The organism is Pseudoalteromonas sp. JC3 (assembly GCF_030291895.1).
Lineage (GTDB): Bacteria > Pseudomonadota > Gammaproteobacteria > Enterobacterales > Alteromonadaceae > Pseudoalteromonas.
This window is the reverse complement of record NZ_CP127855.1, coordinates 4109942-4122837: the sequence shown is the minus strand read 5'-3', so window position 1 is coordinate 4122837 and position 12896 is coordinate 4109942. Positions and strand designations below refer to the sequence as shown.

The 12896-nt window shown below is 42.3% G+C and carries 13 protein-coding genes; 2 read left to right on the top strand and 11 right to left on the bottom strand.

The genetic code is table 11. From position 1 onward, the window contains the following. The first annotated feature begins 89 nt into the window (after window positions 1-89). Complete coding sequence (gene fusA, locus QSH61_RS17950; protein WP_174170238.1) at window positions 90-2177, top strand: elongation factor G; 2088 nt, start codon at window positions 90-92, stop codon at window positions 2175-2177. Window positions 2178-2421: 244 nt separating this feature from the next. After that, complete coding sequence (locus QSH61_RS17945; RefSeq protein WP_174170239.1) at window positions 2422-2811, top strand: hypothetical protein; 390 nt, start codon at window positions 2422-2424, stop codon at window positions 2809-2811. Window positions 2812-2858: 47 nt separating this feature from the next. Here QSH61_RS17945 and hemB read toward each other — a convergent pair whose 3' ends face one another. The 11 genes from hemB to QSH61_RS17890 all read right to left on the bottom strand — a co-directional run bounded on the left by hemB (window position 2859) and on the right by QSH61_RS17890 (window position 12565). Then, entirely contained in the window at window positions 2859-3869 is a 1011-nt protein-coding gene (gene hemB / locus QSH61_RS17940) for a porphobilinogen synthase (protein WP_174170240.1), read from the bottom strand. A gap of 1 nt (window position 3870) precedes the next feature. Beyond that, on the bottom strand, window positions 3871-5709 hold the full coding sequence (locus QSH61_RS17935; RefSeq protein WP_206473462.1) for a sensor domain-containing diguanylate cyclase: 1839 nt from the start codon (window positions 5707-5709) through the stop codon (window positions 3871-3873). An 8-nt stretch (window positions 5710-5717) separates the two neighbouring features. Then, window positions 5718-6494, bottom strand: coding sequence for a TatD family hydrolase (locus tag QSH61_RS17930; RefSeq protein WP_174170242.1), 777 nt, complete (start codon window positions 6492-6494; stop codon window positions 5718-5720). After that, complete coding sequence (locus QSH61_RS17925; protein WP_206473460.1) at window positions 6494-6994, bottom strand: hypothetical protein; 501 nt, start codon at window positions 6992-6994, stop codon at window positions 6494-6496. Before QSH61_RS17925 ends, QSH61_RS17930 begins: the two co-directional genes overlap by 1 nt. Further along, window positions 6991-7734, bottom strand: coding sequence for a twin-arginine translocase subunit TatC (tatC, locus tag QSH61_RS17920; RefSeq protein ID WP_010606880.1), 744 nt, complete (start codon window positions 7732-7734; stop codon window positions 6991-6993). Before tatC ends, QSH61_RS17925 begins: the two co-directional genes overlap by 4 nt. A gap of 111 nt (window positions 7735-7845) precedes the next feature. Then, on the bottom strand, window positions 7846-8157 hold the full coding sequence (gene tatB / locus QSH61_RS17915) for a Sec-independent protein translocase protein TatB (RefSeq protein ID WP_010606879.1): 312 nt from the start codon (window positions 8155-8157) through the stop codon (window positions 7846-7848). Window positions 8158-8163: 6 nt separating this feature from the next. Beyond that, window positions 8164-8400, bottom strand: coding sequence for a Sec-independent protein translocase subunit TatA (gene tatA, locus QSH61_RS17910; protein ID WP_010376470.1), 237 nt, complete (start codon window positions 8398-8400; stop codon window positions 8164-8166). Between the two features lie 60 nt (window positions 8401-8460). Further along, entirely contained in the window at window positions 8461-10065 is a 1605-nt protein-coding gene (ubiB, locus tag QSH61_RS17905) for a ubiquinone biosynthesis regulatory protein kinase UbiB (RefSeq protein WP_010606878.1), read from the bottom strand. Between the two features lies 1 nt (window position 10066). Beyond that, entirely contained in the window at window positions 10067-10681 is a 615-nt protein-coding gene (locus QSH61_RS17900) for a ubiquinone biosynthesis accessory factor UbiJ (protein ID WP_206473458.1), read from the bottom strand. An 8-nt stretch (window positions 10682-10689) separates the two neighbouring features. After that, window positions 10690-11445, bottom strand: a complete 756-nt coding sequence (ubiE, locus tag QSH61_RS17895; RefSeq protein ID WP_010376465.1) for a bifunctional demethylmenaquinone methyltransferase/2-methoxy-6-polyprenyl-1,4-benzoquinol methylase UbiE — start codon at window positions 11443-11445, stop codon at window positions 10690-10692. Window positions 11446-11563: 118 nt separating this feature from the next. Further along, window positions 11564-12565, bottom strand: coding sequence for a GGDEF domain-containing protein (locus QSH61_RS17890; RefSeq protein ID WP_010606876.1), 1002 nt, complete (start codon window positions 12563-12565; stop codon window positions 11564-11566). Between the last annotated feature and the right edge of the window lie 331 nt (window positions 12566-12896).

Sequence of the window (12896 nt, the reverse complement as noted above, 5' to 3'; positions counted from 1 at the left end):
GCATTTTAGACGACTTCAAGGATGATGTTCGCTACAAGAGGTGATATACTCCCGCCGAATAATTTTTCTACTTTAAATAGAGTAAAACAATGGCAGATTTATCGAAATACAGAAACATTGGTATTTTCGCGCACGTTGATGCGGGTAAAACTACCACCACTGAGCGTATTCTAAAGCTTACTGGTAAAATCCACAAAACTGGTGAAGTACACGACGGTGAGTCTACTACTGACTTCATGGAGCAGGAAGCTGAGCGTGGTATTACAATCCAATCAGCGGCGGTAACTTGTGAGTGGAAAGGCCACCGTTTAAACGTTATCGATACTCCTGGACACGTTGACTTCACAGTAGAAGTATACCGTTCACTTAAAGTACTTGACGGTGGTATCGGTGTATTCTGTGGTTCTGGTGGTGTTGAGCCACAATCAGAAACTAACTGGCGTTATGCGAACGAATCAGAAGTTGCACGTGTAATCTTCGTAAACAAACTAGACCGTATGGGTGCAGACTTCTACCGCGTAGTTGGTCAGGTTGAGAAAGTACTTGGTGCTAACCCACTAGTGATGACGCTTCCAATCGGTATCGAAGACCAGTTCTGTGGTGTTGTAGACGTACTTGAGAAGAAAGCATACGTTTGGGATGACACAGGTCTTCCTGAAAACTACGAAGTACAAGACGTTCCAGCTGACATGGTAGACAAAGTTGAAGAATACCATGAGATGCTAGTTGAGTCTGCTGTTGAGCAAGACGACGACCTAATGGAAGCGTACATGGAAGGTGAAGTACCTTCTATCGAGCAAATCAAAGCGTGTATCCGTAAAGGTACTCGTGATCTAGCGTTTTTCCCAACTTTCTGTGGTTCAGCGTTCAAAAACAAAGGTATGCAACTTGTACTTGACGCTGTTGTAGATTACCTACCTTCTCCTACAGAAGTTGATCCTCAGCCGCTAACTGATCCAGAAACAGGTGAGCCTACTGGTGAAGTAGCAACTGTTGACGCTGATGCACCACTTAAAGCGCTTGCGTTCAAAATCATGGACGACCGTTTCGGTGCGCTTACGTTCATCCGTATCTACGCTGGTCGCATGAAGAAAGGTGACACTATCCTTAACTCTGCAACTGGTAAAACAGAGCGTATCGGCCGTATGGTTGAGATGCAAGCGGACGAGCGTACTGAACTTACTGAAGCACAAGCGGGTGACATCATCGCTGTTGTTGGTATGAAGAACGTTCAAACAGGTCACACGCTATGTGATCCTAAGCACGAGTGTACACTTGAAGCGATGATCTTCCCTGATCCAGTAATCTCAATCGCTGTTGCACCTAAAGATAAAGGTGGTAACGAGAAGATGGGTATCGCGATCGGTAAGATGGTTGCAGAAGATCCTTCATTCCAAGTTGAGACTGATGAAGATTCAGGTGAAACTATCCTTAAAGGTATGGGTGAGCTTCACCTAGACATTAAGGTAGACATCCTTAAGCGTACATACGGTGTAGACCTAATCGTTGGTCAGCCTCAGGTTGCTTACCGTGAAACTATCACACAAGAAGTTGAAGATAGCTACACGCATAAGAAACAGTCTGGTGGTTCTGGTCAGTTCGGTAAGATTGACTACCGTATCAAGCCTGGTGAAGTTGGTTCTGGCTTTACGTTCAAGTCTACAGTTGTTGGTGGTAACGTTCCTAAGGAATTCTGGCCAGCAGTTGAGAAAGGCTTCAAGTCAATGATGGACGAAGGTGTACTAGCAGGCTTCCCAGTACTAGACGTTGAAGTTGAGCTATTCGACGGTGGTTTCCACGCAGTTGACTCGTCAGCAATCGCGTTCGAAATCGCTGCTAAAGGCGCATTCCGTCAGTCTATCCCTAAAGCGGGTGCACAACTTCTTGAGCCAATCATGAAAGTTGACGTGTTCACGCCAGAAGACAACGTAGGTGACGTAATCGGTGACCTTAACCGTCGTCGCGGTATGATCAAAGACCAAGAAGCTGGCGCAATGGGCGTTCGTATCAAGGGTGAAGTACCACTATCTGAAATGTTCGGATACATCGGTCACCTACGTACTATCACGTCTGGTCGTGGTCAGTTCTCAATGGAATTCTCACACTATGCACCATGTCCAGCAAACGTTGCTGACGCGGTAATCGCAGCTGAGAAAGAGAAAAAAGCAGCTAAGTAATTAATTACTTATTTTGCATAAAAAGGTCGCCTTTGGCGGCCTTTTTTATTTTTAAACTCAATGATTTACTGCGTTAACATCCTGTCTAAAAGTCGTCACGATTATTTCATGTTTTATTAATTTTAAAGTTCTTGCTTTAGGAACATTGGCACTTTATCATTAGCTTTTCTTCAATAAATTGGGTCACGTTATTGCGTCGAGGGCTCAAATTTGATTGTGGTTGGGTAAATAAAGGAGATACTCAATGAGAACCCTAGAGTTGGAAATAAACTGGCTTTTCTACGTGTTTACTTTGTCGTTGATCTGGCTTGGTAATGAGCTGTTTTCTATCTTGGCTATTCCCTCATCATTGTTGCAAATAGTTACATTAATTTTACTGTTGTTTACTCTAACAACATTGGCACTATCATTAACTGGAAAGCGTTTTCTTCATATAGATAAAGCGGGAGTTAGCTATAACTTTTTTGGTAAGACTCATTATATCCATGCGGAACATATTCAGGCGATTAGGTTACGCTCCTTAGGTGTTTTAAGTATCCCAGAAGTGTATCTTGATGACGGTCGTGTCATTCGCTTCTTTAGTTGGAAAATGAATAGTGATGAGCTTTTAAAAGCAGAAAGCTTGATTAGGTAAGTTGAAGCTGTGCAGGTGAAAATTTCACCTGCTCCAAATAATGACGCTTACTTCTCGTTAAGCCAAATAGCAGCTTGCTTTGCAAAGTAAGTCAAAATACCATCTGCACCAGCACGCTTAAAGGCGAGTAAAGATTCTAGTACGACAGGTTTTTCAGCCAACCAACCATTGTCAATTGCAGCCTTATGCATCGCATATTCACCACTGACTTGATAAGCGAATGTTGGCACCCCAAACTCATCTTTAACGCGTCTGACGACATCTAGATATGGCATGCCAGGTTTTACCATCACCATATCGGCACCTTCTTGTAAATCCAAAGCCACTTCACGTAATGCTTCGTCAGAATTAGCAGGATCCATTTGGTAGGTTTTTTTGTCTGCACCTTTAAGGTTGCCCGCAGAGCCAATTGCGTCACGGAAAGGGCCATAGTAGCTTGAAGCGTACTTGGCAGAGTAGGCCATAATACGAGTATGGATAAAGCCACACTCTTCAAGTGCTTCACGTACAGCGCCAATTCGGCCATCCATCATATCCGATGGTGCAACAACGTCGGCACCGGCTTCTGCATGAGAAAGCGCTTGCTTGACCAGTACTTCTACGGTTTCTTCATTCATGACATAACCGTGTTCATCCAAGATACCGTCTTGGCCGTGCACTGTGAATGGGTCTAGTGCAACGTCAGTGATCACACCGAGCTCGGGACATGCTGCTTTGATTGCACGAATGGCTTTTTGTGCAATTCCTTCTGGATTGTATGCCTCTTCAGCGAGCAATGTTTTTTGCTCTGCTGGTGTTACCGGGAACAAGGCGATAGCAGGAATACCTAGCTCTACTAATAGTTTGGCTTCCTCAACTAATAGATCAATAGATAAGCGCTCAATACCTGGCATAGATGGGATCGCTTCACGTTTAGACTCACCATCAAGCACGAACACTGGATAGATTAAATCGTTAACCGTTAGCGTACTTTCGCTCATTAGACGTCTTGAAAAATCATCGCGGCGCATTCTACGCATACGAGTAAGGGGGAAAAGATCGAGTCCTGATTGAGCCACGTTAGTTCTCCTGGTTAGGTTTGAAAGTAACAACGCGATTACGGCCTTGTTGTTTTGCTTGATACAAGGCTTTGTCTGCATTGTCCGTATAAAGTTGTGGGTTATGCGGATCGCAAACCACAGCGCTGTATATACCAGCGCTAGTGGTCATATTTAATGTGTTTTCCCCAAGTTTGATATTGAGCTCTTGGGTTGCGATTCTTAATCGCTCAGCTACTTCACGTGCGCCATCTTCAGCTGTATTTGGGAGAAGTAAAATGAACTCTTCACCGCCATAACGGAACACTTCGTCATGCGGTCGCCGTAAGTGTGACTTAATTAAATTGGCAAATTCGCAAATAGCCTGATCACCAGCCAAGTGGCCATATTTATCGTTAATTTTTTTGAAGTGATCGATATCAAAAATGACGAGGCTCAGTACTGTCTGTTCCCGTCTTGAGCGTCGTACTTCCATTTGTAAGCGCTTATCGAAGTAACGACGATTTTTCACTTTAGTGAGTGGGTCTTCCATGTTCATCCGTTCTAGTTCTCGATTTTTATCTTCGAGTTCTCGTAACGTGACTTGTAGCTCAAAAGTGCGTTCCTCAATATTGGATTCTAAATCATATTGTGCTTGTTCTTGGAGTTTGAGCTTCTCTTTTAATAAGGCATCTTCAGCTTGGGTATGCGCCAATCGTTGTTGTTGCTTAACCAGCTTTTCGTCTCTTTGAAAAATGTAAAGGCGTACTAGTAAATAGCTGAGTAAAGTCGCTTCTATCGCAAAAATACCAAAGTACCCCAAGTGATTTAAAAAGCTTCCAGACTGAACACCGAGTTCAACTGTAAATGGGTAGCTGATCACAATAAAGTGGCAAAGTGCAATCGCAATTAAGATATTGCGGTTTTTATTGCTAAATCGGGTAAGTATGTAGATAAGTATTAGTGCGATAATAAAACTGATACTTTGAGCTAATAAAAGTGACTGAGAAACTGGCAGAAAAGCGGTTATTACGAACAAACTCACTATGACCGCAATGATTCTTTTACGTGTAAGCAGAGGGTGAGCGAGTAACCTTCTTTCTGCGCAATAACTAGCAGTAGGCAACAGTAGTATACTGAGCAGCAAAGTCATGACACCTTGGCCATACTGCTGGAACCACTGCCAAGTAGAATACAAGTAGCGGTAGCCAAAGCCATAAATATGAGCGTTCAATAGCCAGATTATAGCGATGAATAAAGTTGCGCATAGAAAGTAACTTCTTTTGGTAACAAAATAAAGTGTGGCATTAGTTAAAGCGAGTGCTAATACAAAGCCTGCTAAAATCCCAAAAATAAGATTAAATTTACTCTTAAATTGAAGGTATTCGTTAGGCTCCCAGATAGCAATAGGTGCATTGAACACACCATCATCATTGATTTGCAAATATAAATGGCTTTGCGTTTGTGGCTGTAGCTCAAGTGGAATGACTAACGACTCATATTTAAGTGGTCGTCTTATCAGTGGTAGCGCATCACCCATATCAAGAGTAAATATAGGATGGTTTGGTTTAACATGATAAGCAGTCACCGCATCAATGAGGTTATTGTTTATACTGACTAACACCGGTGTGAGAGCGTTATTCGCGTTGTGTATTGTAATCTTTAACCATAAAAATTTCTCAACAGGCCGGAGGCCTTTTGGAACTTGAATGCTTTCATGCCATTCGGCTGGGGCTGCAAGTAATTTAGCTAAAGAGGCGTCTTCACTCAGTGTATAACTTAACTTTATTTGGTGCTCTACCTTAAATGACTCAGAAATAGTCACAGTAGAAAATGCGGCGGAGCTGAATAACAATAAAAGTAAAGATAACACAATGCGCATTATTGGTTTTACCTCACAAACAATTGTTTAAAATTGGTAGTGGTTGTGGATATAACTTCTGAAATGGGACATTGTTTTAAGCGTGCAATTTGCTCAGCTACATAGGATAAGTACATTGGTTCATTGCGGCGAGATTTAGGTTTTGGGTTAATTGTTCTTGGTAGTAGGTACGGCGCGTCTGTTTCCAAAAGTAAACGGTCAAGAGGTATGTATTGAATGAGCTCTTGCAGCGTTGTGCCTCTACGTTCATCGCAAACCCAGCCTGTGATGCCAATCATTAATCCGTAATCTAAGTAATGGCGCAGTGCGGTACGGTCACCAGTAAAACAGTGTAGTACTCCTTGAACTTTAACTTCTTGCAGTAGCGCAAATAGCGCATCGTGCGCATCTCTTTCATGTAGATACACTGGGTAGTTAATAGCTTCTGCTAGCTGCAGTTGCGTCAAGCACACGTTTTGTTGTATTGGCCTTGGTGAAAAGTCGCGATTAAAGTCCAAGCCACATTCACCAACAGCAATAGCCTTGTTGCTACTTTTTAAAAGAGTGAGGAGGTCATCGTAGAGCGTGTCAGGTGCATCTTTGGCATCGTGTGGGTGGACACCTGCTGTACAATAAAGTTGGTATTGCTCAGCGAGTGAAATACTTTGCTCGCTGCTTGTTAAATCGCAGCCAATTGCTAGCATAGATTCTATGCCTGCTTCTTTGGCTCTAGTAATTACCTCGGCCAAGTCGGATGAAAATTGCGAGCTGGTGAGGTTTACACCAGCATCGATCATCTTGTCCATTAGTTAACTCGTTTAACTCGCGTTGTGCGGTTTGAACCCGCTTTTTTCATCAAAAATGAGCCGAAAGAAGCACGCTCAATAATTAATGTATCGCCCTCGTTGGCAAAAAAGGTCTCTGATGAAACTTGTCGCCATACTTGGCCATTGTCTAGAGTGAAGACCATTTTATTACGGCCTTGGGTAGAGGTTTTAACTAGTTTAGCCGTAATTTCTTCGATTTCTTCGCTTGCTGCTTTAACTTTATACTCTAAGCCAAAACCATCTTCTTTCGACTCTATTTTTTCTACGCTTCGCGCTTCACTTACCTTATTTTTGCTTGTGATTGCTTTGCCAGACTGCGCTTCAGTGATTGGTTTATTTGCAATCACATTGTCATAGCACATGAGCCGCTTAAAATCATTCTCAATCAGGGTACAAGCTTGTAGAGCCTGTGTATTGATCGGCTTTGCAGCGCAAAGAGAGGTAAAGCCAACTGCAAACAGTATCATGGTTTTTTTCATTCTTCTGACTCCTGTTGTTGTGGTTTAGTGCTATAAAATCTGGCTAGAATGAGCCCCAACTCAAACAAGAGTAGCATAGGTAGTGCCAATAAAGTTTGAGATAGAACATCAGGGGGGGTTAAAAACATTGCGATGACAAAAGCACCAACGACAACATAAGGCCGTTTCTCTTTTAAACTCGCAGGGGTTGTCATACCACTCCAACATATAAGCATGATGGCAACGGGAATTTCAAAGGCGATGCCAAAAGCAAAAAATAGCTTCAGGATAAAGCCAAGATAACTGCTAATATCTGGTGATAATGTCATCATCTCCGGTCCCACACTGGTAAAAAAACCGAGAATGATAGGCATGACAACAAAGTAGCAAAAGGCAATCCCGCCATAAAATAGTAGTACACTAGAAAGTAATATCGGTATAAGCATCCGCTTTTCATGCTTATATAAGCCTGGTGCGATGAAGCCCCACACTTGATGTAAAATAAATGGCACTGCAGCGAATAACGACACGAATAATGTTAGTTTAAAGGGGGCAAAAAACGGTGCTGTAACATCTGTTGCGATCATTGTTGTATTGCTAGGCAAGCTATTTACTAGCGGCGCCGCAACAAACGCATAGATATCATTGGCGAAATACACCAAGGAAACAAAGATAACGAAAACGCTCATTAACGCTCTCATTAAGCGGTTTCTTAACTCAACAAGGTGAGCTATAAATCCACTCTGGGCTGATTCTGTCATGTAACTTGACTCGTACGAATATAATGTCAATTGGATAAGAGAAAAGGTACTGCTTGGATGTCTAAATATCCAAAACTTGAACCCATTCTAACTATCTAACTGGTAGATTGATTAGTCTTTATTTTTATTATTTTCGGTTGATTTATAAGAATGTCTGACTGATTCAGCCGCTTCCTGTAATTCTTGAACGGATTGCTTGAGTTCGGGGGCCAAATCTTGCATTCCCTGTTGTTCCGCTTTCTTTAAATTATTATGTAGCTCGTGAACGCGTAACTCTTCACTTACTTCAGCTTTGACTGAATTAGCGACAGACTTTACCGTTTTTATCCATCTCGCTACGGTGCGGATTGCAACGGGAAGACGTTCAGGGCCAAGTACAATTAGGCCAACGATAAGAACGACCACTAACTCCCACATACCCATGTTGAATTACACCTTATCTTTTTCTTTCTCTGATACAGGTTGTGCTTGCTCAGTTGTTGTATTTTTTAACTTTTCTGGCTCAGAGTCGGTCGCAGTTTGCTCATCCGATACCGCCTTTTTAAAGCCTTTAACTGCACCGCCTAAATCACTACCAATACCGCGTAGTTTTTTAGTTCCAAATAACAAAACAATGATGGCTAAAATAATAAGTAATTGCCAAATACTGATCCCACCGAATCCCATAATAACTCCATTGATACTTACTGCTTATGAATAATGATTATACGCCTAGCGAGCAAAAAATCACCCTGTTTTACGCCATGCGCCAATAAATACTAGCACGGCAATAATCGCAAGTAGGCTACTTGCGACAGGTTTGTCAAAAATAAAGCTCAATCCCGATATTATTGCAAAACTACTCGCTGCTAAGCCTAACAACAGCGGCTTTGTAGCAGTATCTGCTTTTTGTGTGACAGGTGGAGGTGGGCGGCGCTTGAGATTTTGATAAATCAAATCTGGCAGTTCAGGCATTTTTTCAGCCCAAAATGGTAAGTTTGCATATAGCTTTTTCGCCACCGCGAAAGGGCCTACTTGCTCTTGTACCCAATGCTCTAAAAATGGTTTTGCTGTTTTCCACAGATCTAACTGCGGATAAAGCTGACGCCCTAGACCTTCTACATACAGCAGGGTTTTTTGCAATAATACTAATTGTGGTTGCACTTCCATGTTGAAGCGCCTTGCCGTGTTAAACAAATTCACTAGCACATGGCCAAAAGAGATTTCTGCAAGCGGCTTGTTAAAAATAGGTTCGCATACGGTGCGAATGGCAAACTCAAACTCTTCTACGCAGGTATCTGCAGGAACCCAGCCAGAGTCCACATGAAGCTGTGCCACCTGACGATAATCACGATTAAAAAAGGCGATAAAGTTTTCGGCCAAATACCTTTTATCTTCACGGTTTAAGGTGCCGACTATGCCGCAATCTATGCCAATGTACTTAGGGTTATGAGGATTTTCACGAGCGACAAAAATATTGCCAGGATGCATATCTGCATGGAAAAAACTGTCACGGAAGACCTGTGTGAAAAAGACTTCCACGCCGCGCTCGGCCAGCAATTTCATATTGGTGCCTTGCGCTAACAAGGCTTCGGTGTCTGAAACCGGAATACCGTAGATGCGTTCCATCACCAGCACGTTTTTACGTGAATAATCACTATATACCTCAGGGATATACAGTGAATCTGAGTCTTCAAAGTTGCGTCTGAGTTGAATTGCGTTCGCGCCTTCTCGCATCAAGTCTAGCTCGTCGAGTAAGGTTTTTTTGTATTCCCTAACAACTTCCACTGGGCGCAGACGTTTTCCTTCGCTGAGTAAATTGACAACGATTTTAGCGAAACGCTCCATTAAAGAGAGATCGGCATGGATTTGTTTTTCGATATCGGGACGAATAACTTTGATCACGACATCCTTCAGATCTTCTTTGTGTTGTAGCTTGGCAGCATGCACTTGCGCTATTGAGGCTGAAGCCAGCGGTTTTGATTCAAATTCAGCAAAGTATTCATGAATATCGTCGATTTCTAGCGCTTGTTCAATGAGCTTTTGTGCCATCGCGGGGTCAAATGGTTGAACTTGATCCTGCAAAAATGCAAGTTCTTCGGCAATGTCTGGTGGCAGTAAATCTCGACGGGTCGAAAGCATCTGGCCGAACTTGATCCATACCGGCCCCAATGTTTGTAGCGCCAGGCGCAGACGAGTGCCTATTGGTTTGTCTTTATGTTTGTTGCGCAGCCAAAACAAACTCGCTCGAGCGAGTTTACCATACCAAGGCTGCTTATGCGCAGGGACGATTTCGTCTAAACCATAGGTTAAAAATGTTTTGGTGATCTGATGCAAGCGAAGTAAAGACAACCTAATTTCCTTTGTTTTGCTGAAGTAATGCGCTGAGGCGTTGATTTAAGCTTTCGACTTGATTGTTTAGGGTTCTCACTTGCTGCTTAAACTGTTGAAATTCGAGCGGATGGGGTGCAACTTTCAACTCATCTTGAAATAACCCAGTTAGTGTTGCCTTGGCTACCTGCCCATCTTGCTTTGCGCGATGTGCTAACTTATGAAAGGTATCTACGGCAACTTGTGCGGGTGCATCACCGACATATTTGGCGAGGTGCTCCGCCCAATCAATATCAAGTGTTGCCAACGCACTACTATATAGTTGTGCTAGTGCCAAATCCCCTTCAAGGTCGAGCTTATCTTGACGAATAAGCGCAGTGAGTTGGCTTGGGTCTTTGAGTTCAAGCAAGGTTGGTAAATCGGCACTAATTGAACAATCGGCTTCGCCATCAAAAGGGCATAGTACGTGAATGTTAATGCCTGTGTAAGTCACAGCTAAACAAGTATTTTGATCTCGAATATCAACACTGAGTACTTTGTGTTGGCCTTTACTTAGCACATGCTTTAGCTCAGGTGAGAGTTTAAGGCCTTTGTTTAAAGCCGTCTCAAGTACGGCGCCAAGTAATGAAGCTAACACAGCAACTCCTAGAATTTAAAGCCGCGATGAAGGGCGACGATGCCTCCGGTCATATTTTGGTAGTCAGTTTGTTCAAAACCGGCTTCATCCATCATGGATTTTAGCGTTTCTTGATCTGGGTGCATGCGAATAGATTCTGCAAGGTAGCGATAAGACTCACTGTCATTTGCAACTAATTTGCCCATTGCAGGTAATAGTGTAAATGAATACATATCATACAGCTTTGCCAGCGCCTCGTTATCTGTCTTTGAAAATTCAAGTACCAGTAAGCGTCCACCTGGCTTTAGTACTCTGTACATTGAGCGCAATGCTTTATCTTTATCAGTTACGTTACGTAAACCAAAGGCAATAGTGATGACATCAAAAGTATTATCGTCAAAAGGCAGCATTTCTGCGTTCATTTGAACGTATTCAATATTGCCAACAAGTCCCGAGTCGCGTAATTTTTCGCGGCCTACTTTAAGCATTGAGTCGTTAATATCACCTAAAACAACTTGTCCTTTATCACCAACTAATTCGCTAAATCTTGCGGTTAAATCACCCGTACCGCCAGCAAGATCAAGTACTTTGTGACCAGCGCGTACACCTGAGCAGGCAATAGTTTGACGCTTCCACAAACGATGGATACCGAATGACATCAGATCATTCATGATGTCGTATTTTGCAGCTACAGAATGAAATACGTCTGCAACCATAGAGGCTTTTTTGTCGGTCTCGACTGTTTTGTATCCAAAGTGGGTAGTATTGTCTTGTGACTCTTTCATGTGGGTTCCATCATTACTCTGCAACTATGGTTGCTAGTGTACTTGATTGGTAGCCGTAGGTGCAATTTCTTATCCGTGTTGTATTGTTGAAAATGCAAACAAAAGAGGATATTGCGGATCAGTGACTAATATAACAGTGTTGGCCGAGAGAATGTGCCTTCTGTGCAGCGTAACCTGCGCGTTTTGCCAACATATTAAAGTCTTGCTCTGGTGCAAGTTGGGCTATTCCAAGGGCCAGAGAGACATTGGGTAGTGGAATTTTCCCTTTCGCGCTGACAAACTTTAATCGTTCAACACCTTTACGCACTTTTTCCGCGATAACACTCGCGGTATCTAAATCTACATCAGCAAGGATAACCGTAAATTCTTTTTTACCTGTGCGACCAGGTAAGCCGCTTTCAACGACATAACGTTTGATATTATTGGCGATACGATTAAGCACAACTTCACCCACAACGTCACCAAACCGCGTTGAAAACTCGTCAAGGTTATCAACTTGAATAGAAAGCGCACAGACAGATTTTTGCTGTGATTGCCATAGGGACACTTTTTGATGAAGATAGTGACGCTTATAAAGACCCGTTTGTGGGTCTAATAAGTGTTGTTTACGCAAGTCGAGTAGTAACTTTTGATTACGTTCATAATCTAAACGCGATTTTATTAACGCTTGTTTAAATTGTTTGTGCTGTTTTAGCAATAGCTCAGTTTGTTTGGTGAGTGTTGATAGTGCGCGCTTACTCTTTTGAATGTTGTGTTCATCTAAATTATGCACACATTGACTGACTTGTTGGGCAAAGCGAATAACCTGCTTTTGTGAGGTTTCTGCATTTTCGTGTAATTCAGTCACCAAAGAATCAACACCTTCAAGCAATTCAGATTGTGTTTTTTGTCCTTGATCTAGAAACTGATAGTAGAGTTGCTCAATGAATACACAGTCTATTTTTGTGTGCGCTTTGATGGCTTTGTTGATGGCACGGTCGAGATCTTTGTTCGTGGCGCTAATATGGGTATAAGCAACCTGATAATTTAAAGGCGTGGGCGGCAAATGATGTTGCTCTAAAAACAGGCACACCTGTGTCATTTTTTCTTGGGCAACAGCCATGGGATCATGGAACATCATTTCATTTACCACAACAATTAATTATCAAACGTTAATGAACTACCACCAACTCCTTCGGTGTAACTCTTGTCCTAATTGCACTAGACCTACATTAATCTGTATCGTCCGAATTTAAAAGTAAAAAATTTGTCTTTGAAATAGAAAATTTACATTTTTTTGTTGAATTGCTGATTTTCTCATCAATTTTTACTAGGTTGAGTAAATTGTATTCGATCTGAGATATTCGTGATTCTGTCGAATTAAGTTGCATCTGTTACGGGACTCTCCTACTTTGACTAGCAGAAAGTTCATTTCACCATAACAAAGCTCAGAGCGATGGATAATCATTATT